Consider the following 24,187-nt stretch of genomic DNA (forward strand, 5'->3'; position numbering starts at 1 on the left):
CCGCGCGAGGCCGCGGCGGTTGAAGGTCTGGGTTCGGAATTCCGATGGCCGTGATGTCGGGGCGACAGGATTTGAACCTGCGGCCTCCCGCTCCCAAAGCGGGCGCTCTACCAAGCTGAGCTACGCCCCGGGCGGGTTCGCACGCGTGCGTGCGCCTTTCGGCCCCGAGAAGTCTAGCCGACGCGCCCGGGAGGTTCCCCCTCGCGGGTCGGAACGGGATGACCTCCGCGATGTAATACGATTGGTCGGTGCCCGTCCGCGGGCGCTCGGGGATGTAGCTCAATGGTAGAGCCTCAGTCTTCCAAACTGATGGTGCGGGTTCGATTCCCGTCATCCCCTCCGAATGCCCTTCCGAGGCCGGCCGAGCGCCGCCGCGGAGGGGCGTATTTCATTCACATCGCGCGATCCCTCCCGCGTGCCCTACTGTTCCCGGGTCGCCCACTCGCGGCAGACTGAGTGTGGAACTGTTCCATGCCCTCCAGGAGCCGCGATGAGCAGCCGTAAGCCGATTCCCGAGCCGGGCGAGCGCAAGCTCCCGCGGCGCCCTGCGTCGGAACTCGCCGAGAAGTGGACCCGCATCGACGGCGTCGACGTCTTCTACCGGGAGTCGCCGAATCCGACCAAGGACGAGCGCGTCATGGCGCACGTGCACGGGTTCGGGCTTTCCGGCCGATACCTGCTGCCGACGGCCGAGCGGCTCGCCGACGAGTTCCACACCTATGTCCCCGACCTTCCCGGGTTCGGACGCAGCGGCAAGCGCAGGGACATGCTCGACATCCCCGACCTCGCGCGTGCCGCGGTCGACTTCTTCGACGACCGCGGGGTTGAGAAGGCGACGCTCGTCGGCAACTCGATGGGCTGCCCGGTCATCATCGAGTTCGCGCACCGCTACCCCGAGCGCATCGACCGCGCGGTGCTGGTCTCCCCCGCGGGCGGACTGTTCAACCAGCCGCTGCGTCGGGCGATCAAGCAGCTCTCGCAGGATGCGCCGCGTGAGCCGGTGAAGATGGCGCGTGTCGCCGTGCCCGACTACGTGCGCTTCGGCGTGCCGAGCACGATGAAGATGTTCCGCTCGCTCACGCAGTACCCGTCACTGCAGCGGCTGCTCGAGATGCGCATCCCCACTCTGGTCGTGCTGGGCCAGCGCGACCCGCTCCTGCCCCACGCGCACCGCGTCGACGAGATCGCCAGTCAGACCGACAGCCATGTGCTCGTCGTGATGCTCGAGGGGGCCGCCCACGCGATCAACTTCAGTCATCCTGGGCAGCTGGCCCATGTGATCCGTCATTTCATGGACGACCTGCCGATCGAGAACGACCCGGCGTGGCCCGGCCATGTGCGCCTCTACGAGGTGCACCGCGGCAAGCACCACCCGCCCGCCCAGCCGCGCGGCTGACGCGTCGCCGCCTCAGACGAGGGGCGTCGCGTCGCGATGCTCGTCGATGTGCGCCAGGTAGTGCTCGGCGTTGCGGAGCAGACCCTCCCGTTCCTCCGCGGTGAGCTCTCGGCGCACCTTCGCGGGCACACCGGCGACGAGGGATCCGTCGGGGATCTCCGAGCCCTCGAGCACGACCGCGCCACCGGCCACGAGGCATCCGGATCCGATCTTCGCGCCGTTGAGCACCACCGCGCCCATGCCGATGAGCGACCCGTCGCCGATCGTGCACCCGTGGACGACGGCGTTGTGGCCGACCGAGACGTTCTCGCCGATCACGACGGGCTTTCCGGCGTCGACGTGGACCGAGACGTTGTCCTGGAGGTTGCTGTTCGCGCCGACCGTGATGGTGTCGCCATCGGCGCGGAGCACCGCGTTGTACCAGACGCTCGCGCCGGGGCCGAGGGTCACTCCCCCGACGACGCGTGCACCGGCGGCGATGAACGACGTGGGATCGAGCGAGGGCGTCCTGCCCGCTGCGACGAGGACCGATGCTCCGGGTGCGACCGTCATGATGCGACCCTATTCGCCAGGGCCGTCTGGATGGCTTCGGTGTACCACGGGGCGAGCGTATCGGCGAAGGTGACCGTCAGGTGGTCCTGGTCGCGGTAGATGTTCGCCCCGCCGACGACGGGTGCGCATGTGTCGGCCCCGCAGAACACGTCGGTGAAGTCGAGCAGCGTGACGGAGTCGAGACCGGATGCTGCACCCCGAAGCGGATCGTTCTCCACCAGCAGGTCCGATCGGGGGCCGTCGCACTCGGACATGTCGTGCGTGCGCAGGCACTTGTTCGGGTCTGTCTCCCACACCGGGTTGTCGACGACCGTGATGACGGGGATGCCGCGCTCGGTGACCGTGCTCCACGCGTCGCGATAGCCGGCGACGGCCGCGTCGTACGAGGAGTCGTAGCCGGCCGCCGAGTACGGAGTGGTCGCGATCGCCGCGGTGAACACGGCGTCGAGATCGGCGTCGTCGATGGCATTCTGCACGCGCTCGCGCCATTCGGTGCACGCTGCGCCGAACGCCCCCGGCGTCGACAGCGGCGTCGCGTTCCACGGACACGCGCCCTTGAACCAGGTCACGAGCTGCCAGCCGTTCTCGTCTGCCATGCGCTGGAACGTCGAGAGCAGCTGGTAGGCGTGGCTGTCGCCGATGAGCGCGACACGCGGGGCGTCGGGATCATCCGAGCCGAACGTGCACGAGACGGGTCGCGAGTCGGTGAGCTGCACGAAGCAGTCCGGGTTCTCCGGCCGATCGATGCCCGCGAAACCGGGAGCGGGCAGGATCGTGTCGCCGAAGTCGGCGTCCGCGCAGGAGGAGTCGAGGACCGATGCCGCCCCGAAGCAGTCCGGCGGGTTCTGCTGCAGCTCGGCGATGTCGCGGGTGCCCTGGCCGTACAACGGCGCGTTGACGAACCATGCGGAGGCGGCCACCAGGCCGACGACGATCATCGCCGCGAGCGAGGACCACAGGGTCACTCGGGCGGGGCGCGAGGTGAGCACCTTCCAGCCGCGCGCGGGATCCTCGACGAACCGCTTCGTGAGCCACGCGAGCACGAAGCACAGCACCAGCAGCGCGACGCGGTGGTAGATCGTCAGGCCCCAGAACGGGACCGACGGTGCGATGACGATCAGCGGCCAGTGCCACAGATACAGCGAATACGAGATGTCTCCGACGAACTGAGCCGGACGGATCGCGAGGATGCGGGTGGGGTACCACCAGCGCTCGGTGTTCGCGGCTGCGATGACGGCGGCTGCGCCGAGGGTCGGCAACGCCGCCATGTACCCGGGGAACGGCGTCTGACCGTCGAACGTGAAGGCGACATAGAGCAGGAGAAGGATGCCGCCCCAGCCGAGGACGAAACTGCCGACCGCGCCCCGGACCCTCAGCATCGGGACGAGCGCGATGAGGGCGCCCACGCCGAACTGCCACATGCGGCCGAACGTGACGAAGTACGCAGGCGCAGGGTTCGTGATCGTGAAGACGACGCAGAACGCGAAGGAGACGACGGTCACGATGCCGAGCGCCGTGATGATGACACGGCGTCGCGCACCGCGGAAGAACTTCACGCCGATCCATGCGGCCAGCAGCATGATGAGCGGCCACATCACATAGAACTGCTCTTCGAGCGAGAGCGACCAGTAGTGCTGCACCGTGGTGGGCGAGCCCGAGTGGTTGAGGTAGTCGGCCGAGTTGAGCGCCAGGTACCAGTTCTCGACGTAGAACGTCGACGCGAGGATCTCGCGCACCTCGTTCGGCAGCGCCGACGTCGGCATGAGGTACGGCGACATCACGACGACCGCGCAGAAGAGCAGGACCAGAAGCGATGCCGGGAGCAGACGTCGTGCGCGGCGCGCCCAGAACTGGCCCAGCTTCACCGTGCCCGTCGCGGTCAGCTCGCGCATGAGGTGCGCGGTGATGAGGAAGCCCGAGATCACGAAGAAGATGTCGACGCCGATGTAGCCGCCTGTGAGCCGGCCCGGCCAGAAGTGGTAGAGCACGACGCAGAGCACGGCGATCGCACGCAGGCCCTGCACGTGCGGGATGAAGCGCGAGGGCTCGGCGTGTTCGGGCGAGCGGTCGCGGGGCTCGCGGGTCACGGTCTTGGCGGGAACGCTCAGATGCTGCGGTCCGAGGTCGTGATCGGCGGAAGGCACGAATCGACGTTAGCCGCTGTCGCGCCGTCGGCCCGCACCGACGGCGCGGATTCCCCGGTTTAGCCCAGCCTTCTCTTGCTTGCGGAATGACTCCCCGTGAGTAGCGTTGCACTCACTGGAGGACGAAAAATGGAGACGAGCGACATGACGAACACCCAGACCACCCCCGCAACCGCGGCGAACCCCGACGTCGCCGCCGCGACGGCGCAGTTCCTCACCCCCGTCGTCTTGGGCCTGCAGGCACTGGCCGTGAACGGAAAGCAGGCGCACTGGAACGTGCGCGGTGCGAACTTCATCGCGATCCACGAGCTGCTGGACTCCGTGGTGGCCAACGCGCAGGCCGGCGCCGACCAGGCGGCCGAGCGCATCGTGGCATTGGGACTCCCCATCGACGCCCGCGTCGGAACGGTCGCCCAGAAGACGTCGAGTGCGGTGCCCGCCGGCTTCACGCAGTGGGACGCGCTCATCCGCAACGTGATCTCCGACATGGACACCGTCATCGCCGACACGCAGGCCGCGATCGAGGGACTCGACGAGTTCGACCTCACGAGCCAGGACATCGCGATCGGCATCAAGGAGTCGCTCGAGAAGGACCGCTGGTTCCTCTTCGCGCACCTCGCCGAGTGATCGCCACCTCGTGACGAAGGCCCCCGGGATTCCCGGGGGCCTTCGTCATGTCACGGATGCTGCAGGAAGGCGAGGACCGCGAGGACCCGGCGGTGCTCGGTGCCCGACTCCTCGAGCCCGAGCTTCGCGAAGATCGCGCTGATGTTCTTCTCCACCGCTCCCACGCCGATGAACAGCCGCTCCGCGATGCTCGCGTTGCTGCGCCCCTCGGCCATGAGCGTCAGCACATCGCGCTCGCGCGGCGTCAGCGTGGAGAGCGGATCCGGCCGCGCGGAGAGCAGGCCCTGCACGACGAGCGGATCGAGCACCGTCCCTCGCTCGCGGACGCGGCGGACGGCGTCGGTGAACTCGTCCAGGGATGTGACACGGTCCTTCAGCAGATAGCCGACGCCGCCCTCACCTCCGGCGAGGAGCTCCTTCGCGTAGACCCCCTCGACATACTGGCTGAGAACGAGGATGCCGACCGCCGGCAGCGCGGCCCGCACGGCCAGCGCCGCGCGGATGCCCTCGTCACGGAAACCCGGAGGCAGTCGGACGTCGAGGATCGCCACGTCCGCACGCGCGTCGCGCACGCGGGCCACCACATCGTCGGCGTCGCCCCAGGCACCGGCGGTGACGTATCCCGCCTCGTCGAAGAGCCGGACGAGGCCCTCGCGCAGCAGGACGGAATCCTCGAACAGGACGACACGGAGCGGTGCGGAGTGGGGCGAAGAGGCCATTCCCTCAGGATAGGGATCGGTCATGGCAGGGCCGTGAGCGGGATGTGCGCGCCGACCGAGGTCGGCCCGCCGACCGGGCTGGTGACGACCAGCACGCCGCGAAGACCCGCGACGCGCTCGCGCAGGCCCTCGAGCCCGTGACCGGAGGTGATGACGGCCCCACCGCGGCCGTTGTCCACGACCCAGACGTCGAGGTGCGTGGGCGCGCCGGCCGCCGTGCGTCGCAGCGAGGCACGCAGCGTGACCCCGGTGGCGCCGGAGTGCTTGACCGCGTTCGTCATGAGCTCCGCGACGATGAAGTAGACGGTACGGGCCACTTCCTGGCTGACGGCGCGGTCGACCGCGGGGTCGATCTCGACCTGCACCCACAGCGGCGATGCTGTCGCGACCGCGTCCAGCGCTGCCGCGAGCCCGCGGTCCTGCAGCAGCGGCGGAGCGACGCCGCTCGACAGCGCTCGCAGCTCGTCCAGCGCCGCCTTCGCGTGACCACGTGCTTCCCGCGCGAGCTCGGCGGCGGCATCCGTGTCGCCGGTCTCCGCGCGGCGCTCCAAGGCGGCGAGATCCATCTGCAGGCGCACCAGGCGCTGCTGCGGACCGTCGTGGATGTCGCGCTCGAGGCGGCGCAGAGCGACGTCCTCTGCGTGCACCGCGGCACCGCGAGCAGCCGCTTCGGCGCGGACCTCGGCAGCGAGCTCGTCCGATTCCCACCGGCCGAGCATGCCCATCGCGATCGCGTGGTGACCGCGCGCGAGGCCGCCGAGCACCCACGGCATCGTGAAAGTGAAGACGATGCCGGCGATGAGGTAGAGCGTGACCTCGACGGCCCAGCTCGACCAGCCGCCGAACAGCCACGGCATGAAGTCGGCGACGTAGTGCCCCCATTCGCCGTCGCCGTTCCAGCTCCGGGGCAGGAACAGTCCCCAGAACCAGTACGTGAGGCCGCCGAGGCCCACGCTCAGCCACACCACGGTGAGGGTGAAGGAGATGGTGCTGATGATCGGGTTCACGATCATGCCGTGCACGAGGTACAGCCAGTAGTGCGTGTTGCGGATCGGGCGGGTGAGAGTCATCCAGAAGCCGGTCGCCTGCGGCGTGTCGCGATTCCACTCCGGCTCGGCGATCACGGGCTGCCCGGTCAGCAGCAGCAGGAACCTGTCGGCGACGCCGAACCCTCGCGCGATCAGCAGCGTCAGCACGATGAGCGGCAGGCCGATCACGAGGATCAGCAGCCCGACGCCAGTCCAGAACAGGGAGGCGAGGACGCTCACCGAGACCATGGCGAGCACGAACACCGCCAGCAGGTACAGCGCGCTGCCCGGTGTGCGGACCCAGGATCGTCCGTAAGATGCCCAGAACCCGGTGGCGGGGCCGGACGCGACGGGCTGGAGCGGAGCCGGTTCAGTGGTGGCGGCGGTCATCGGTGTCTCCCTCGGAACTCATGCTCCCAGCTTCGCGACGGCCCCGGTGCCGGGGCATCCGATGCCCTCCCGAACAGGTAGGGGGGCTGACCCCCCGTACCTGCGATGGATCACGCCAAGTGGGTGAGTCGTCCCGCCAGCAGCGTCGCGGCGACACGCATGCCGCGCAGCCTCGGCTCGTCGGCAGCGAGGGGGTCGTGCTCGCAGATCGCGAGGTCGGCGACGTCTCCGGGACCGATGCGTGCAGGCTCGGCGGAGCCGCCGCGCGTCGAAGCCGCCAGCGCCGTCGACGCGTCGACGCGCTGTGCCGGCTGCCACGGATCGCGGCTCCCGCGGGTGCGGAACACCGCGGCCGCCATGGCTGCCCAGGGATCGAGCGGCGCGACGGGCGCGTCGGAGCCGAACAGCAGGTTCGCCCCGGAGTCGGCGAGAGCCCGCAGCGGATACGGCTGCGCCGTCTGGCCCGCCCACACCGCGTCGGTCAGGTCGCGGTCGTCGAGCGCATGCTCGGGCTGGACGCTCGCGCCGACGCCCAGCCGCGCGAACCGCGGGATGTCGGCGTGCGCGACGAGCTGCGCGTGCTCGATCGTGCCCCACGCCCCGGTCGCGGCGAAGGCGTCGAGCGCGTGCGAGTTCGCGACGTCGCCGATGGCGTGGATCGCTGACGCGAGACCGGCAGCGGTCGCTCGGGTCATGAGGTCGACGAGCGTCGCGACATCCACGGTGAGCAGGCCGTGGTTGTGCGGATCATCGGGGTAGGCGTGCGAGCACGCCGCCGTTCGGGTGCCGAGCGATCCGTCGGTGATCACCTTGAGCGGGCCGACATGGACGAGATCGGATGCTGCGCCCCGGGCGACGTCTCCTGTCCGGAGTCCGTCGGCGATCGCGCGGTCGAGGAACTGGGGGTAGATCCCGAACGAGATCCGCAGCGCGTCGAACCCCGCGGCGAGGCGCCTGACCCACGCGTCCTCGTTCCACGACATGTCGAGGTCGACGACTCCCACGACACCGCGGGCAGCGGCATCCTGCGCCATGCGCGCGACGAGCGGGTCGGACACGGACGCGTCGACGGCGTTGAGCCGGCGCGAGATCTCGAACGCCGGCTCCTCACGGAGGATGCCGTAGCCGTCGGGTTCGAAGCCCTCACGGCGCAGCGCCGCCGAGTTGAGCCACACGCTGTGCACGTCGGCGTTGATGAGGTACGTCGGAATCTCGCCCGTCGCGGCATCGAGCACGGCGAGGTCGGGGGTGTCGGCCCAGAACGCATCGCGGAAGCCGCTGCCGACGCGGCGTCCGTCGGGAAGCGGATCGGCGGCGCCCATGAGCCTCGCCGCCTGCGCGGCGGACGACGCCTCGCCGAGAGCCATCCGCTGGGCCGAGAGCGCCCACTGCACGGTGTGGACATGGTGGTCCCAGAGCCCCGGGACCACCCAGCCGCCGTCGACGTCGAGCACGTGCCCGCGGCGCGGGAGCGCCCCGGCGGGCGCGATGTCGACGACGAGGCCCTCGGCCAGGTGCACGTCGACCGGGTCGGCGCCGAACGGATCGGTGCGGTCGGAGCCGGTGAGACGCGCGTTCGCGATGACGTCGACGGTCTCGCCGCGCGCCGCCGTCACCGAGCGGCCTTCCGGGTCTCGAGATCGCGGCGCATCTCCGCGGGGAGCCGTGGGTCGGCGTAGGGGCTCTCGCCGGCCTCGAGCTCCGTGATCACCGTCTCGACGGTCTCGTCGGGCTTGTTCTGACTCAGCTTGCGCTTGGCGACGACCTTCGTCGGCGTGAGACGGAAGCCCACGGTGCCCCTTTCGAGCCGTCGCACGTACTCGGGATCGTTCGGCGGCTCCCACATCAGGCGCGGCTGCGGCAGGCCGCCCTCGAACCGAGCGACGAGGCGCTCGAGCACCTGGAGGTTCTCCTCCGGCGTCAGCAGCTCCGGGACGCCGCTGAGGTGCGCCGACACGAAGTTCCAGGTGGGGACGCTCTGCACGTCGCCGTACCAGCCGGGCGAGATGTATCCGTGCGGACCCTGCACGACCACGAGCAGCTCACGCTCGCCGAGGCCGTGGACGAGATCGTCCGGCTTGCCGACGTGGCCCACGATCGTGAGGTCGTCGCGATCCGCGTCGAGCAGCACGGCGTAGTGCGAGGCGACGAGCCCGTTCTCGGTCGACGAGACGATCGTCACCCACGGGTTCTGCTCGATGAGCCGGCGGATCTCGCCGACATCCGACATCGCGAAGCTCGGGTTCTGACGCATGCGCCCAGCCTATTCGCGGGCCGCGCCACCCGGCCGCGCGGTCATGCCTGGCAGCTCGGGCACCAGTAGAGCTTCCGACCGGCGGCCTCCTCGACCACGATCGCGGTGCCGCACACCCGGCACGGGAGTCCAGCGCGATGGTAGACCCAGTGACGGTCGTCGCGACTCGCCATCGCGGCGCGGTAGGCCTCGGGGTCGAGATCGTCCATCGTCATCATCTGGCCCGTCTCGACGCCGATCGCGAGCAGCCGCACCCAGTCCCGCCAGAGCTCGCGGACGACCTCCTCCGGGACGTCCCGCCCCGGCGTGTGAGGATTCTGCCGTGCCCGGAACAGCAATTCGGCGCGGTACACGTTGCCGATGCCGCTGACGACGTTCTGGTCCATGAGCAGGAGCCCGATCGATGTCGGCTTGCGGCGCACGACGGAGGTGAAGCGCTCCTCGCCCTCCGCGACGTCGTCGACGAGCGGGTCGGGCCCGAGCTTGGCGATCGTCGCTGCGACCTCGTCGGGCGTCTGCAGCTCGCACGCTGTCGGACCGCGCAGGTCGGCGCAGGTCACTGGGCCCACGCGCCCTGAGGCTCCGATCGACGCGCCGGCAGCGAGTGGAGAGGGCGAGGGGACGGTGAGCAGGCGCAGGCGAACTTGACCCACGACCGGCGGGGGCCACTCGTCGCCCTCGTCGGCGAGCCCCGTGGTCTGCTCTGACATGCGCACGTGCACGCGGGTGCGCCGGGGCGCCCCGATCGAGGTCAGCGAGTTCTCGCCGGCCCCGTCGAAGATCGGGTCGTCGAGGTCGGTGCCTCGCTGGTTCGTCTGACCCATCCGGCCGTTGGCTGAGGCGATCGTCGGATCGACCAGGATGTCGCCCGCGAAGTCCCACGCGCCGTACATGCCCAGGTGCACGCGCAGCCAGATGTCGTCGTCGAACTCGAGGAACATCTGCTTGCCAACGGCCCGCACCGACGTCGCGGTGCGTCCGCTCAGGATCCCCGCGCCCTCGACGAAGCGCCCCTGGGGGCTCGACGCCGCCACGGGGCGGCCCACGAAGTTGCGGTCGAACTGTCGGGCGATGCGATGGACGGAATGCCCCTCGGGCACGACTCAGCCGGCTTCGGGGTCGAACGAGCTGTCGTCGGCGGCCAGGACGTCCGGCTGCCCGGAGACCGCACGCGGATCGGGCTCGAGCGTGCCGTCCTCCTCATACGCGGCGAGCTGCGCGATGCGGCGGGCGTGGCGCTCCTCGCCCGAGAACGGCGTCGCGATGAAGCGGTCGATGAAGGTCGCGGCCTCCTCGAACGTGTGCTGGCGTGCGCCGATCGCGATGACGTTCGCGTCGTTGTGCTCGCGGGCGAGCTCAGCCGTGGCGATGCTCCACGCGAGGGCGGCGCGGACGCCCACGACCTTGTTGGCGGCGATCTGCTCGCCGTTGCCGGAGCCGCCGAAGACGACGCCGAGTGCATCGATGCCGGCGGTCTGGTCGCGCACGACAGCCTGCGCGGCGCGGATGCAGAACGCGGGGTAGTCGTCGAGCGGGTCGTACTCGATCGGGCCGTGGTCGACGACCTCGTGACCGGCCGCCGCGAGGTGATGCTGCAGCTGCGTCGAGAACTCGAGGCCGGCGTGATCGGTCGCGATGTGGATGCGCATGGGCTCAATCCTAGAGAGGGGGGGACGGCGGAGGACGACGGATGCCGCGCCCGCGGCGAGCGGTCCGCTCAGGCGGGTCGCCGGCTCAGGGGGCGATGCCGGCGGCGGCCGGCTTGAAGCCCGCGCGCACGTTCTCGCAGCAGGCGGGACGGCAGACGTCGAACCAGGGTCCGAGGTCGGTCGCATGTGGCCGCTCCCCCGCGGGGGTGCCGTGCAGGCGCTCCTCGAGGAGGTCGACCAGACCCGACACGAAAACCGGGTCGACGCCGGGCGTCGGCGTGCGCACCGCGCGGATGCCCGCCTCGGCCGCGGCATCCATCGCCTCGGTGTCGAGGTCCCACAGCACCTCCATATGGTCGCTCATGAAGCCGAGCGGCACGATCGCGACGGCCTCCACGCCGCCCGCAGGGAGCTCGGCGATGACGTCGTTGACGTCGGGCTCGAGCCACGGCTGGGTGGGCGGGCCGGAGCGGGACTGGTAGACGAGGTCCCACGCGACCCGGTCGGCGCCGGGCACCTCGGCGGCGACCGCCGCCATGACCACCTCGGCGACGGCGAGATGCTGCGCGGCGTACGCGCCGCCCTCGCCCAGGTCGCGATGCTGCTCGTCGCCCTCGCGCGGGCCGGAGCGCTCGGCATCCGCCGTCGGAATGCTGTGGGTCGAGAAGAGCACGCGAACCGCCTCGGGGGCGATGCCGTCGGCGAGGAATGCCGCGACGGCATCGCGCACGCCGTCCACGAACGGCTGCACGAAGCCCGGGTGGTCGAAGAACTGCCTCACCTTGTCGATCGTCACCGTGTCGCCGAGACCCGTCTCGGTGAGGACGCGGGCGAAGTCCTCGCGGTACTGACGGCAGCTCGAGAACGACGAGTAGGCACTCGTCGCGAGACCCAGGAGGCGCGTGTCGCCGGCGGCGGCGGCATCCGTCACCGCCTCGCCCAGGTAAGGCGCCCAGTTGCGGTTGCCCCAGTACACCGGCAGGTCGAGACCGCGACGCGAGAGCTCGGCCTCGAGGGCGGCCTTGAGGGCGCGGTTCTGCGCGTTGATCGGGCTGACGCCGCCGAAGTGGCGGTAGTGGTGCGCGACCTCTTCGAGGCGCTCGTCGGGGATGCCGCGCCCCCGGGTGACGTTGCGGAGGAACGGGATGACGTCGTCCTGACCCTCGGGACCGCCGAAGCCCGCGAGCAGGATCGCGTCGTATGCGACCGGCTGCTCCACATACGGGGATCCCGACGCAGCGGCCGGGGAGGCGAACGGGACGACGTGCTGCTCGGGAGAAGTCACCCCTCCATCCTGACACCGCCCGCGGGTGCTTTCGTCCACGGGATCGGTGGTTTCCCGTGCTGCTGGCATAGGCTGGGACGGTTGTCATCGGTGCCAGCAGCGCTGGTGGCGGCCGCCGGATCGAGTGTCCGCGCAACGGGCCTATCGACATCCTCAGCCATCCTCACCCATGGGAGCCAAGCAGTGCCTGGAGAGAACCTCACCCGCATCGAGGCGCAGGAGCGCCGCGCGATCGTCGACACGCAGTCGTACGAGATCGCGCTGGAGCTGACGAAGGGCGCGGAGGTCTTCGGATCGCGCACTGTCGTCCGCTTCACCGCCACGCCCGGTGCTTCGACGTTCATCGACCTGATCGCCCGCGAGGTCCGCGAGATCACGCTCAACGGCCGGTCCATCGACCCGGCGACCGCGTTCGCGGACTCGCGCATCGCGCTCGACGACCTCGCCGCCGAGAACGAGCTCGTGATCGACGCGGACTGCCTGTACACGAACACGGGTGAGGGCCTGCACCGCTTCGTCGACCCCGTCGACGGCGAGGTCTACCTGTACTCGCAGTTCGAGGTGCCCGACTCCCGCCGCGTGTTCGCGGTGTTCGAGCAGCCCGACCTCAAGGCCACGTTCGCGTTCACGGTCACCGCGCCGGAGCCGTGGAAGGTCGTCTCGAACTCCCCCACCCCCGAGCCGAAGAAGCACGGCGACGGCACGGCGACGTGGCGCTTCGAGCCGACTCCCCGCATCTCGTCGTACATCACGGCGCTGATCGCGGGCCCGTACGAGGCGACGTTCTCCGAGCTGACCAGTTCGTCGGGCCGGGTCATCCCGCTCGGCGTGTACGGCCGCAAGAGCCTGTGGCAGTTCCTGGACGCGGATTACATCTTCGACAAGACGCGTCAGGGCTTCGCGTACTTCGAGGAGAAGTTCGACTACGCCTACCCGTTCGCGAAGTACGACCAGCTGTTCGTGCCCGAGTTCAACGCCGGGGCGATGGAGAACGCGGGCGCGGTCACGTTCACCGAGACGTACGTGTTCCGCTCGAAGGTGACGGATGCGGTCAAGGAGCGTCGCGTCGTCACGATCCTGCACGAGCTCGCGCACATGTGGTTCGGTGACCTGGTCACCATGAAGTGGTGGAACGACCTGTGGCTGAACGAGTCGTTCGCGGAGTGGGCGTCGACGATCGCCACCGCCGAGGCGACCGAGTGGACCGAGGCGTGGACCACGTTCAACGCGATGGAGAAGACCTGGGCGTACCGGCAGGACCAGCTCCCCTCGACGCACCCGGTGGTCGCGCAGATCAACGACCTCGAGGACGTGCAGGTCAACTTCGACGGCATCACGTATGCCAAGGGCGGCTCGGTGCTCAAGCAGCTGGCCGCGTGGGTGGGCATCGAGGCGTTCTTCGCCGGTGTCGCCGCGTACTTCAAGAAGCACGAGTGGTCCAACACCGAGGTGGGCGACCTGCTCGCCGAGCTCGAGGTCACCAGCGGCCGTGAACTGTCGACGTGGTCGAAGAAGTGGCTGGAGACGGCGGGCGTGAACACGCTCTCGCCCGAGATCGTGACGGATGTCGACGGCACCATCACGCGCTTCGCGATCGTGCAGACCGCTCCCGCGGACTATCCGACGATCCGCCCGCATCGCCTCGGCGTCGGCTTCTACGAGCTGCGGGGCGAGGCGCTGGTGCGTGTGCACCACGTCGAGCTCGACGTGGACGGCGACCTCACCGAGGTGCCCGAGCTCAAGGGACACAAGCGCCCGGCGCTGGTGCTGCTGAACGACGAGGACCTCGCCTACGCGAAGATCCGCCTCGACGACCAGTCGCTTGAGACCGCGATCGACCACCTCGGCAAGATCAGCGACCCGCTCGCCCGCTCGCTGGTGTGGGGTGCCGCGTGGGACCAGACCCGCGATGCCGAGGCATCCGCTTCCGACTACGTCGACCTGGTGCTGCGCAACATCGGCGCCGAGACCGAGTCGACCACCGTCCGCACCACGCTCGCGCAGCTGCAGCTCGCCGCCAACTCGTACGTCTCGCCCGAGAAGCGCGACATCACCCGCGCGAAGGTCGCCGACGCGCTGTGGGCGCTGGCCGGCTCGGCCGAGGCCGGCGGCGACAGCCAGCTGCAGTTCGTGACCGCGTTCGCGTCCGCCGCGGCCACCGCCGGCCAGTGGGACAAGGTCCGTCAGCTGCGCGACGGCGAGGCGACGTTCGACGGCCTCGACATCGACACCGACCTCTCCTGGCAGCTGCTCGTGTCCCTCGCCGCCGGCGGGGTCGTGACGGCCGCCGACATCGACGACGCCCTCGCCGCCGACAACACCGCCAAGGGCGGCGAGTTCGCCGCGCAGGCCAAGGCGGCGCTCCCGTCGGCGCAGGCGAAGGCAGCGGCGTGGTCCTCGCTCGTCGACAGCGACGACCAGCCCAACACGATCGTCCGCTCGGCCGCGCTCGGCTTCGTGCACCCGGCCGGACGCGGACTGCTCGCCGACTTCGTCGCACGCTACTTCGACGCGCTGCTGCCGATCTGGAACTCCCGGACCTACCAGATCGCCCAGTACCTCATCGTGGGTCTCTACCCCGCACCGCTCGCCGACGTCGCACTTCGCGACGCCACGCGCGCGTGGCTCGAAGCGAACCGCGACGCCGCTCCCGCCCTGCGACGCCTCGTCGCCGAGAACCTCGCCGGCGTCGAACGCGCACTGTCCGTGCAGGACCGCGACGCCCAGTAGCGCCGTCGCGATCCACCGGATGCCTCGACCCCGCGTGGGTCGAGGCATCCGGTGTCTTCGGCACCGTGGTACCACGCCGTCGCCGATTGTTCATCCCGGAGGCTGACGCACGCGGGCACAGCGGACTTATAGCGTGGCGGGCATGATCGTTGCAGAGCAGCTCACGAAGCGCTTCGGAGACAAGACCGCGGTGTCGAACGTGTCGTTCACCGTGCAGCCGGGGAAGGTCACCGGGTTCCTCGGCCCGAACGGCGCCGGCAAGTCGACCACCATGCGGATGATCGTCGGCCTCGACCGGCCCACATCCGGCACGGTGACCGTAGCCGGCCAGAACTACGCGCACCTGCGCTCACCGCTGACCGAGGTAGGCGTCCTGCTCGACGCGAAGGCCGTGCACACGGGCCGCTCGGCACGCAACCATCTGCGCGCGATGGCCGCCACCCACGGAATCGGACGTTCGCGCGTCGACGAGGTGATCGAGCTCACCGGCATCCAGTCGGTCGCCGGTAAGCGGGCGGGCAAGTTCTCGCTCGGCATGGGCCAGCGGCTCGGCATCGCCGCGGCGCTGCTCGGCGATCCGCGCACACTCATCCTCGACGAACCGGTGAACGGCCTCGACCCCGAGGGCGTGCGGTGGGTGCGCCAGTTCGTGCGGCACCTCGCCGCCGAGGGGCGCACCGTCCTGCTCTCCAGCCACCTCATGAGCGAGATGGCGCAGACCGCCGACCACGTCATCGTGCTCGGCCGCGGGCAGGTGCTCGCCGATGCCGAGCTGTCGGAGCTCGTGCGGGCGTGGACCACCAACGACGTCGTCGTGCGGTCGCCGCGCCTGTCGGAGCTCGTCGCCGCCCTCGCAGGCCCCGACGTCACCGTGACGGCGTCGTCCCCCGGGGTCGCCGAGATCTCGGGCGTCACCGCCGCGTCGATCGGCGACCTCGCCGCGTCGCTCGGTATTCCCGTCCACGAACTCACCTCCCGCACCGGATCGCTGGAAGACGCCTACCTCGCCCTCACCGGCGACGCCGTCGAGTACACCTCCAAGGAGATCGCATGACCGCCCTCGCCCCCGCCACGCGTGCCGACGCCGGAGCTCGCGCCGCCTCGCCGCACCGACTGACGTTCGCGAACCTGCTGCGCAGCGAGTGGATCAAGATCACGACGCTCCGCTCGACGTGGTGGTCGCTCGGGATCACGGCCGTGCTGTCGATCGGCATCTCGATGATGATCGCGTCGGCGTCCGCCCAGTTCGGCGGCGGATTCCCCGCTGTCAGCGCGATCCTCTCGCCGACGCAGTTCACCATGCTCGTCGCCGGCATCCTCGGTGCGATCGTCATCACCGGCGAATACTCGACCGGCATGATCCGCTCGACCCTCACCGCCGAGCCGCGCCGCGGCGCGGTCGTCGTGGCGAAGGCCGTCGTGGTGAGCGTGCTCATCGCGCTGACGACCGTGGTGACCTACGCCGTCGCGATCGCGGCCACCGCCCCGTTCCTCGCCGAGGGGCTCGACTGGTCGGAGCCTGCGCAGTCGATCGTGCCGCTCGCGCTGGGCGTGCTCTCGATGGTGGTCTTCACCCTCATCGGCCTCGGGTTCGGGTTCATCCTGCGCAACGGCGCCGGTGCCATCGCCGTGACCGTCGGCGTGCTGTTCGTGCTTCCCATCGTGTTCAGCCTGTTCGCCATGTTCGGTGAGAGCTGGAGCTGGATCGCCGACCTCGCGGAGTACCTCCCGATGACCGCCGCATCCGCGGTGACCGCCCCGGGCGCGGAGGACCTGGCCGTCCCGCTCGCCACGCTGGCCGCATGGGGCCTCGTGCCGCTGGCGGGCGGCTGGGCGGTGCTGCGCGGCCGCGACGCGTAGAGTCGTCCGAATGCCGCGAACCGCCAGTCAGGCCGTCGTCGGCGCCGCTTCCGGCGCCGACGACGGCCTCCTGCTGCCACGGCCCCCAGGCGTCTTCCGCCGCTTCTGGGCACGGCATCCGCGATCCGCCGATGTGATCGTCGCGGTGGTCGCGTTCCTCCTGTCAGCACCCACTGCCGCGCTCCGCTCCGAATACCCGGTCCTTCCGACCATGACACAGACGGTGTTCGCGATCGTCGTGGTCGTCGGCGCCTGCGTCGCCTTGGTATTCCGCCGTTCGCGGCCCGTCCTCGTCTTCGCCGCGGCGGCGCTGCCGCTGGTGATCCTGCCGCCGAGCCTCGTCCCGGCATCCCATGTCCTCCCCGCCTTCGCCATCTACGCGGTCGCGGTCTACCGGTCGGTCCGGTCCTGCTGGATCGCCTTCGCGACGGCGACCGCCCTGATGGTGGTCTACACGGTCACCGCCGGCCTCGCGGCTCCCGCGACGTGGAGCTACCTCATCACCTCGCTGGTGTCGGGAACGATCGCCCTCCTCATCGGCGCGCTGATCGGGATCAATGTCGGCAACCGCCGGCGGTATCTCGAGGCGCTCATCGACCGATCCCGCCAGCTGCTCGTCGAACGCGACCAGCAGGCGCGTCTGGGTGCCGCCGCCGAGCGCACGCGGATCGCCCGCGAGATGCACGACATCGTCTCGCACAACCTGACAGTCATCGTCGCCCTCGCCGAGGGGGCGACCGCGACGGGCGAGCCGGCCCGCGCCCGCGCGGCCACCGAGCAGATCGCCGACACGGCCCGCGGCGCCCTGACCGAGATGCGGGCCATGCTCGGCGTGCTGCGAGACCCCGAACTATCCCCAGACGCGCCCCTCGCGCCGCTCGACGCGGCGTCGGTCGCGGATGCGGTCGAGTCCGCGCAGCGCGCCGGGTTCCCCGTCGTGCTTCACGTGGAGGGGCGGCTCGACGACGTGCCGGCGGAGCTGCGCTTCGCGGTGGCGCGCATCGTGCAGGAATCCCTCACCAACGCGATGCGGCACGCTCCCCTCGCCACCACGATCGACGCGCGGATCTCCGTGCGGGCGGACGGCGTCGATCTCGACATCGTGAACGACGGGGTTCGCCCGCGCACCGAGGCCGCGCAATCGCAAGGCGGCCCGGGGTTCGGGCTCCCGGGGCTCCGCGAGCGCGCGGCGCACGTGAGCGGCACGCTGCAGGCCGGACCTGCCGACGGAAGGCGGTGGGCCGTGCGCGCCTCGCTGCCGCTGCCGCTGCCTGCGCCGGCAGGCGCTGAGGGCGCGCTGGAGGATAACGCACCATGACCACACCCATCCGCGTCATCCTGGTCGACGACCAGGAGCTCATCCGACTCGGCTTCCGCCTGGTGCTCGAGGCCGAACCGGACGTCGAGGTGGTCGGTGAGGCGGCCGACGGAGACCAGGCGCTGCGTGCGGTGGCCGCGCATGCACCCGATGTCGTGCTGATGGACATACGGATGCCGCGCACCGACGGCATCGCGGCCACCCGGTCGATCGTCGCCGCGCACCCGTCGACACGCGTTCTCGTGCTCACCACGTTCGACCTCGACGAGTACGCGGTGGGGGCGCTCGATGCGGGCGCGAGCGGATTCCTCCTCAAGGATGCGCACCGCTCGGAGCTCACCGCGGCGATCCGCGCCGTGCATCGGGGCGACGCCGTGCTGGCGCCGTCGGTCACACGGCGGCTCATCGACCGGCTCCATGCGGCGCCGCCCGTGACGGAGCACACGAGCCCGGTCGGCGACCCGACGACGGAGCTGACGCACCGTGAACGGGAGGTGTTCACCGCGATCGCGCGCGGGATGAACAACACCGAGATCGCGGGCCACCTGTTCCTGAGCGAGTCCACGGTCAAGACGCACGTCGGCCGCGTGCTGGCCAAGATCGGGGCGCGCGACCGTGTGCACGCCGTGATCCTCGCTCACCGGCATCGGCTCGTCGACGCGTCCGCGCCGCGCAGCGATGAGCGGTCCACAACCTGAGCGCCGCCCAGGCTGAGCGCAACCTCCGCTCGTTAGGATCGTGACGATGAGCCGCGTACCCCTCCAATCCACCCCGCCCGCGGAAGCCCCCGATCTTACGGACGCAGAGCTATGGCGGGGCGTCGGCGAGTTCTTCGTCCAGGCCGGCTGGAACCTGCTCGCCGTCGCCGGCATCATCGTCGGCGCCGTGCTCGTCGTCTGGATCCTCCACTTCGTGATCCACCGGGTCGTCGGTCGCATCGTCAACGGCGCCAAGAACAAGGCGAACGTCGACGACACCCAGGCCCTCGAGCGGTCGCCGCTCGCGTCGGTGCGGCTCGTCCAGCGCACGCGGACGCTCGGCTCGATCCTCGGCAACATCGTCAATGTGACGGTCGTGATCATCGCGCTGCTGCTGGTCATCAACGTCCTGGCACCGACCGCTCTCGGATCGCTCACACTGCTCACCGCCGCCATCGGCGCCGGTCTCGGCTTCGGCGCGCAGAACATCGTCAAGGACGTGCTCAACGGCATCTTCATCGTGGCCGAGGATCAGGTGGGGATCGGCGACGTGGTCGACCTCGGACTTGCGACGGGCATCGTCGAGTACGTGAGCGTCCGCGTCACGCACGTGCGCGACGTCAACGGCACCCTCTGGTACGTGCGCAACGGTGAGATCCTGCGCATCGGCAACCTCTCGCAGGGCTGGTCGCGGGTGATCCTCGATCTCTCGGTGGCCACCGACTCCGACATCGGCGAGGTCGAGAAGGCGATGCTCGACACCGCCAAGGAGCTCGCGAAGGACCCGAAGTGGCGCACGCGGATCCTCGAGCAGCCCGAGGTGTGGGGCCTCGAGTCGATCTCGGGCGACGCGCTCGTCATCCGCCTCGTCATGAAGACCCGCGCGAATGCGAAGGACGACGTCGCGCGCGAGCTGCGCATGCGCCTGAAGCACACGATCGACGAGATGGGCATCACGCTGCCCGCCCTCACCGCGGTCATGCCGAGCGGGCTCGAGGGCGCTCAGCGTGTGCGCGGCGCCAACCCGCCCAAGACCAAGCCCACGCCGGTCGCTTCCACGCCGGAGCGCCCGGTGTGGAAGCCGAAGCGAACCCCCAAGAAGCCGTCGACACCGCCCGCGGGTGATGAATCCGGCACGACCACCGGAGGAACCGCATGACGGACTCGGCCACCCCGCTGAGCTTCTACGACGAGGTCGGCGGCCACGACACGTTCGCTCGGCTCGTCGACGCGTTCTACCGCGGGGTCGCGGAGGACGAGGTCCTGCGCCCCATGTATCCCGAGGAGGACCTCGGCCCGGCGAAGGAGCGGCTCACGCTGTTCCTCGAGCAGTACTGGGGCGGTCCGACCACGTACAGCCAGGAGCGCGGCCACCCCCGGCTGCGCATGCGTCACGCGGCGTTCCACGTGGATCCCCACGCGCGCGACCGCTGGCTCGCGCACATGCGCGTCGCGGTGGACGAACTCCAGCTCCCGCCCCTCCACGAGGCCACCCTCTGGGATTACCTCCAGCGCGCCGCATATGCCATGGTGAATACCTTCGAGCCCTCGGGCATCGGACCCGCCGCAGGACCCCGGGCTGCGGCATCCTTCCCTGTCATTGCGGCACCCCCGGCAGACGCCGACCCCGCTCGCTGAGTCAGCGACTCGGCTACATCCCCTCGCCGACGAAGGAGTCGACATGCCCTCCCACCACACCGACATCCTCGTCATCGGATGGGGACTCGCCGGTCTCGTCGCCACCGCGGAGGCGGTCGCGGCGGGCAAGCGCGTGACGATCGTCGACCAGGAGCCGCGGTCGAATCTCGGCGGTCAGGCGTGGTGGTCCTTCGGGGGCCTCTTCTTCATCGACTCGCCCGAACAGCGCCGGCTGGGCATCCACGACTCGCTCGAGCTCGCGCGACAGGACTGGTTCGGCAACGCCGGGTTCGACCGCGAGGAGGATCTCTGGCCCCGCAGGTGGGCCGAGGCCTACCTGCAGTTCGCGCACGAGGAGAAGCGCGCGTGGCTGCGCGAGAAGGGCGTCGGCTTCTTCCCGATCGTCGGCTGGGCAGAGCGGGGCGGGTACACCGCGACCGGGCCGGGCAACTCGGTGCCGCGCTTCCACATCACGTGGGGCACGGGGCCCGGGATCGTGGCGCCGTTCCAGGCGGCTGTCGAAGCCGGCGAGGCCGACGGACGCGTGACCATCCTCCCCCGCCACCGGGTCACGTCGCTCACCGTCGCCGGCGGCGTCGTCACGGGCGCAGCCGGTGCGGTGCTGGCTCCGTCCGGCGCCGCACGCGGCGTCGCGAGTTCGCGCGAGGTCGTCGACGCCTTCGAGATCACGGCGGACGCGACGATCGTCTCGTCCGGAGGCATCGGGGGAAACCACGACCTCGTGCGCCAATGGTGGCCCGAGCGCCTCGGCACTCCCCCCGCGACGATGGTCACCGGCGTCCCGGCGTACGTCGACGGCTCGATGCAGCCCGTGTCGGAGGCCGCGGGCGCGCGCCTCATCAACGGCGACCGCATGTGGCACTACGTCGAGGGCATCCAGAACTGGGATCCGATCTGGCCGGATCACGGCATCCGCATCCTTCCCGGGCCCTCGTCCGTATGGCTCGACGCGACGGGCAATCGCCTGCCCGTGCCGCTCTTCCCCGGCTTCGACACGCTGGGAACCCTCGCGCACCTCCGCGCCACCGGGCACGACCACTCATGGTTCGTGCTGTCGCAGAAGATCATCGAGAAGGAGTTCACGCTCTCCGGCAGCGAGCAGAATCCCGACCTCACCGGCAAGGACGTCAAGCTCCTCGCGAAATCCCGCCTCGGCAAGGGCGCCGCCGGTCCCGTGCAGGCGTTCATGGATCACGGCGCCGACTTCGTCGTGCGCGACAACCTCGACGACCTCATCGCGGGCATGCAGTCGCTCCCCGGCGGCGATGCGCTCGACGCCGACCGCGTGCGGTTCGAAGTCGAGGCTCGCGACCGCGAGATCGACAACGATTTCACCAAGGACGCCCAGATCGCGATGCTGCGCTCGGCGCGCGCGTTCCGCGGCGACCGCCTCATCCGCACTGCAAGCCCCCACCGCATCCTCGGCCCCAAGTCCGGGCCGCTCATCGCGGTGAAGCTGCACGTGCTCACCCGCAAGTCCCTCGGCGGCATCGAGACCGATCTGTCGGGCCGCGCGCTCGGTGCCGGCGGCGAGCCCGTCCCCGGCCTGTACGCCGCAGGCGAGGCGAGCGGATTCGGCGGCGGCGGCATCCACGGCTATCGCGCCCTCGAGGGCACCTTCGTCGGCGGATGCCTCTTCTCGGGGCGGGTCGCCGGGCGCGCCGCCGCAGCGGCCGTGTGACGAGGAGCCCGCGTCAGTTCGCCGAGGAGCCGGTGCGGCGCACCGGCGTGAGGCCGGTCGCCACCGGTCCGCGAACGAGCACGTGACCGCGGCTGAGGCTCACTCGCGTCCACGGTCCGCTCGCGAACACCCGAGCGGTCTCGCCGCCGCTGATGAAGCCGAGGCTCAGGGCTGCGAACGCGACCCCGAGCGGCAGACCGCCCAGCTCCTCGTCGGGCGCGCCCCACACGGCGGCGCGGACGGTGCGCACCACGTCTTCGCCGGCATCCGTCGGCACCGTGTCGGCGACGCGGGCGATCCCCCCTTGGGCCTTGGCCGCGAGCGTCGATGCCTCGATGCCGGGCTGCGCGTCCCAGCCGCTGCGCGGCGGGGTGATGCCCGCCCACGCGGGCGACAGAGCGGTCTCGGGAAGCGAGAGGGCACGAGGATCGTCGACGGTCGCAGACAGGGCGGATGCCTCGACCACGAGGTCGCACACGAGCTCGGGGTCCGCGTTCAGCGATCGCAGAGCCAGGACGGTCGGCGTCGGATCCCCGAAGCCGCGCGGCGCCAGAGGCGCGGCGGTCATCGCCAGGACGCCACCGGAAGCCTGCAGGCGCACGCCTTCGACCGTGAAGCGCGCTGCCCGACCCGCGAAGGTGAGGGCGTCGGCGGCGGACTCGGGATCGGCGAGCAAGAGGCGCGGTGACATCGCCCCCTAAGCTACCAAGCGGACCTGCGGGCGGCCGCCGCCCCGGAGAGGAGCACCCGTGGATGCCGAGCCGAACGCCGAGACGGTGCCGGACAAGGATCCGGTCGCGTCGATGCTGTCGGTCATCGATCTGAGCGCGTCCGACGCGCGCACCACGGAGGACATCTTCACCGGCGCATCGCAGTCGATGCCGCTCGGGCGCGTCTACGGCGGCCAGGTGCTCGCGCAGTCCATCGTCGCCGCGTCGCGCACGATCCCCGAGGAGCGGATCGTGCACTCGATGCACGGGTATTTCCTCCGCCCCGGAGACTCGGCGAAGGGCATCACGTTCTCGGTCGACCGCATCCACGACGGACGCTCGTTCTCGACGCGGCGCACGCAGGCGTTCCAGGAGGGTGTCCCGATCTTCTCGATGATCGCGTCCTTCCAGGACGAGGACCCCGGCCTCGAGCACCAGGAGCCGATGCCGGAGGGCGTGCCCGCGCCGGAGGATCTCCCCGACATCGAGTCGCACCTGGGCGGCCTGCATCCGATGTCGAAGCGGCTCTTCACCGATCGGCCGGTTGATCTGCGGCACATCCCGGTGCCGATCTACGTCGCGGCGGACACCGAGAAGGCGCCGCGGCAGGCGGTCTGGATGCGCGTGCGCCGGCCTATCCCCGATGACCCTGCGATCCATCGCGCCGCGCTCGCGTACCTCAGCGATCTGACGATCCAGGAGTCGATCCTCCGGGCACACGGCGTCTCGTGGGCGACGCCGGGTCTGAAGGTCGCGAGCCTCGACCACGCCATGTGGTGGCATCGGTTCGGCCGCGTGGACGAATGGATGCTGTACGTCCAGGAATCCCCGAGCGCCCGCGGTGGCCGGGGCCTCGCGTCAGGACGGATCTACGCCGCCGACGGCACCCTGCTGGCCAGCGTGGCGCAGGAGATCATGATCCGCGTTCCCGGGAGCGACGGCGACACCCGCTGAGCCGGCGACGGTCGGCCGGGTCAGCGCCGGTGGGTGTAGTGGATCGGCTCGCCGACGTAAGGCCCCCACGCGGCGCGCTCCTCGCTCGTGAGTCGGAGCGGGCGCCCGGTCTCGGCATCCACCTTCACGATGACGGTGGTGGCGCGTGCGTACAGCGTTCGCCCGCCGGCACCGGACTCGACCGGGCTGTAGACCTCGTAGCAGACCTCGATGCTCGACCCGCCCAGCTTGCCGAACCACATCTGCACGTCGAGCGGATGTCGCTGATACGGCACCGGTGCGAGGTACTCGATCTCCTGCCGGGCGATGAGCGTGAGCATCCCGCTGAAGATGCTCGAATCCAGCACCGCCGTCGGCGGTGCGTCCTCGCCCGGTTCGGGAAGCCAGAACGCCCGCACGCGCGCTTCTTCGAGCAGCTTCAGCATCGACGTGTTGTTGACGTGGTTGAACGCGTCGAGGTCTCCCCATCGCAGGTGGATGGGGATGTGCAGGCGGCGGTCGCCGGCCATGGCTGCGACCGCCGCGTCGCCCAT

The 24,187-nt window shown here is 70.4% G+C and carries 22 protein-coding genes and 2 tRNA genes; 12 read left to right on the plus strand and 12 right to left on the minus strand.

The features are described from left to right. Positions 1-56: 56 nt before the first annotated feature. Positions 57-130: transfer RNA gene (locus RS82_RS20145), tRNA-Pro, on the minus strand. A 138-nt stretch (positions 131-268) separates the two neighbouring features. Here RS82_RS20145 and RS82_RS20150 point away from each other — a divergent pair. Both RS82_RS20150 and RS82_RS20155 read left to right on the plus strand, forming a co-directional pair. Next, positions 269-339 (plus strand) — tRNA-Gly (locus RS82_RS20150). A gap of 151 nt (positions 340-490) precedes the next feature. Further along, complete coding sequence (locus tag RS82_RS20155; protein ID WP_045302776.1) at positions 491-1,396, plus strand: alpha/beta fold hydrolase; 906 nt, start codon at positions 491-493, stop codon at positions 1,394-1,396. A 12-nt stretch (positions 1,397-1,408) separates the two neighbouring features. On the opposite strand, the gene RS82_RS20160 is transcribed toward RS82_RS20155, so the two are convergent. After that, positions 1,409-1,948: a gamma carbonic anhydrase family protein gene (locus RS82_RS20160; protein WP_045302777.1), complete on the minus strand. Its 540-nt coding sequence runs from the start codon at positions 1,946-1,948 to the stop codon at positions 1,409-1,411. Further along, positions 1,945-4,092, minus strand: coding sequence for an acyltransferase family protein (locus RS82_RS20165; protein ID WP_045302779.1), 2,148 nt, complete (start codon positions 4,090-4,092; stop codon positions 1,945-1,947). Before RS82_RS20165 ends, RS82_RS20160 begins: the two co-directional genes overlap by 4 nt. Positions 4,093-4,236: 144 nt before the next feature. Between RS82_RS20165 and RS82_RS20170 the strand changes: the two genes are divergently transcribed. Further along, the gene (locus RS82_RS20170) at positions 4,237-4,719 is read left to right on the plus strand and encodes a Dps family protein (RefSeq protein WP_045302939.1); all 483 of its coding nucleotides are present in this window, start codon (positions 4,237-4,239) and stop codon (positions 4,717-4,719) included. A gap of 50 nt (positions 4,720-4,769) precedes the next feature. On the opposite strand, the gene RS82_RS20175 is transcribed toward RS82_RS20170, so the two are convergent. From RS82_RS20175 to RS82_RS20205, 7 genes are all read right to left on the minus strand, one after another. Next, positions 4,770-5,438 carry a response regulator transcription factor gene (locus RS82_RS20175; protein WP_045302781.1) on the minus strand — a complete coding sequence of 223 codons (669 nt, stop codon included), beginning with the start codon at positions 5,436-5,438 and terminating at the stop codon, positions 4,770-4,772. A gap of 20 nt (positions 5,439-5,458) precedes the next feature. Beyond that, the gene (locus tag RS82_RS20180; RefSeq protein ID WP_045302783.1) at positions 5,459-6,856 is read right to left on the minus strand and encodes a sensor histidine kinase; all 1,398 of its coding nucleotides are present in this window, start codon (positions 6,854-6,856) and stop codon (positions 5,459-5,461) included. Positions 6,857-6,966: 110 nt separating this feature from the next. Beyond that, complete coding sequence (locus RS82_RS20185; protein ID WP_045302785.1) at positions 6,967-8,472, minus strand: amidohydrolase; 1,506 nt, start codon at positions 8,470-8,472, stop codon at positions 6,967-6,969. Further along, positions 8,469-9,110 (minus strand): FMN-binding negative transcriptional regulator, encoded by a 642-nt coding sequence (locus RS82_RS20190; protein WP_045302787.1) that lies wholly within the window; start codon positions 9,108-9,110, stop codon positions 8,469-8,471. The genes RS82_RS20185 and RS82_RS20190 overlap by 4 nt, the downstream gene beginning before the upstream one ends. 41 nt (positions 9,111-9,151) lie before the next feature. Further along, complete coding sequence (locus tag RS82_RS20195; protein WP_045302789.1) at positions 9,152-10,210, minus strand: Fpg/Nei family DNA glycosylase; 1,059 nt, start codon at positions 10,208-10,210, stop codon at positions 9,152-9,154. A gap of 3 nt (positions 10,211-10,213) precedes the next feature. Beyond that, on the minus strand, positions 10,214-10,759 hold the full coding sequence (locus RS82_RS20200) for a ribose-5-phosphate isomerase (protein ID WP_045302791.1): 546 nt from the start codon (positions 10,757-10,759) through the stop codon (positions 10,214-10,216). An 85-nt stretch (positions 10,760-10,844) separates the two neighbouring features. After that, positions 10,845-12,044 carry a ferrochelatase gene (locus tag RS82_RS20205; protein WP_045302793.1) on the minus strand — a complete coding sequence of 400 codons (1,200 nt, stop codon included), beginning with the start codon at positions 12,042-12,044 and terminating at the stop codon, positions 10,845-10,847. A 183-nt stretch (positions 12,045-12,227) separates the two neighbouring features. Between RS82_RS20205 and pepN the strand changes: the two genes are divergently transcribed. The 8 genes from pepN (at position 12,228) to RS82_RS20245 (ending at position 21,990) form a co-directional block, all read left to right on the plus strand. Then, positions 12,228-14,774 (plus strand): aminopeptidase N, encoded by a 2,547-nt coding sequence (pepN, locus tag RS82_RS20210; RefSeq protein WP_045302795.1) that lies wholly within the window; start codon positions 12,228-12,230, stop codon positions 14,772-14,774. Between the two features lie 142 nt (positions 14,775-14,916). Continuing rightward, positions 14,917-15,828 (plus strand): ABC transporter ATP-binding protein, encoded by a 912-nt coding sequence (locus tag RS82_RS20215; RefSeq protein ID WP_045302941.1) that lies wholly within the window; start codon positions 14,917-14,919, stop codon positions 15,826-15,828. Continuing rightward, entirely contained in the window at positions 15,825-16,634 is an 810-nt protein-coding gene (locus RS82_RS20220) for an ABC transporter permease (protein ID WP_045302796.1), read from the plus strand. Before RS82_RS20215 ends, RS82_RS20220 begins: the two co-directional genes overlap by 4 nt. 10 nt (positions 16,635-16,644) lie before the next feature. Continuing rightward, entirely contained in the window at positions 16,645-17,952 is a 1,308-nt protein-coding gene (locus RS82_RS20225; RefSeq protein WP_052676948.1) for a sensor histidine kinase, read from the plus strand. Further along, the gene (locus RS82_RS20230; protein ID WP_045302797.1) at positions 17,949-18,650 is read left to right on the plus strand and encodes a response regulator transcription factor; all 702 of its coding nucleotides are present in this window, start codon (positions 17,949-17,951) and stop codon (positions 18,648-18,650) included. The genes RS82_RS20225 and RS82_RS20230 overlap by 4 nt, the downstream gene beginning before the upstream one ends. A gap of 46 nt (positions 18,651-18,696) precedes the next feature. After that, the gene (locus RS82_RS20235) at positions 18,697-19,809 is read left to right on the plus strand and encodes a mechanosensitive ion channel family protein (protein ID WP_045302798.1); all 1,113 of its coding nucleotides are present in this window, start codon (positions 18,697-18,699) and stop codon (positions 19,807-19,809) included. Beyond that, positions 19,806-20,288, plus strand: a complete 483-nt coding sequence (locus tag RS82_RS20240) for a globin (protein WP_045302799.1) — start codon at positions 19,806-19,808, stop codon at positions 20,286-20,288. Before RS82_RS20235 ends, RS82_RS20240 begins: the two co-directional genes overlap by 4 nt. A 43-nt stretch (positions 20,289-20,331) precedes the next feature. Continuing rightward, complete coding sequence (locus RS82_RS20245) at positions 20,332-21,990, plus strand: FAD-binding dehydrogenase (protein ID WP_045302800.1); 1,659 nt, start codon at positions 20,332-20,334, stop codon at positions 21,988-21,990. Between the two features lie 13 nt (positions 21,991-22,003). Here the strand turns inward: RS82_RS20245 and RS82_RS20250 are convergent, their stop codons facing one another. Next, positions 22,004-22,681, minus strand: coding sequence for a DUF8185 domain-containing protein (locus RS82_RS20250; protein WP_045302801.1), 678 nt, complete (start codon positions 22,679-22,681; stop codon positions 22,004-22,006). 112 nt (positions 22,682-22,793) lie between these two features. On the opposite strand from RS82_RS20250, the gene RS82_RS20255 reads away from it, so the two are divergent. Continuing rightward, positions 22,794-23,654, plus strand: a complete 861-nt coding sequence (locus RS82_RS20255) for an acyl-CoA thioesterase (RefSeq protein ID WP_045302945.1) — start codon at positions 22,794-22,796, stop codon at positions 23,652-23,654. A gap of 20 nt (positions 23,655-23,674) precedes the next feature. Here RS82_RS20255 and RS82_RS20260 read toward each other — a convergent pair whose 3' ends face one another. Then, a complete protein-coding gene (locus RS82_RS20260; protein WP_245619676.1) occupies positions 23,675-24,187 on the minus strand; it encodes an acyl-CoA thioesterase in 513 nt (170 codons plus the stop codon).

Source organism: Microbacterium trichothecenolyticum (assembly GCF_000956465.1).
In the GTDB taxonomy this organism is placed as follows: domain Bacteria; phylum Actinomycetota; class Actinomycetes; order Actinomycetales; family Microbacteriaceae; genus Microbacterium; species Microbacterium trichothecenolyticum.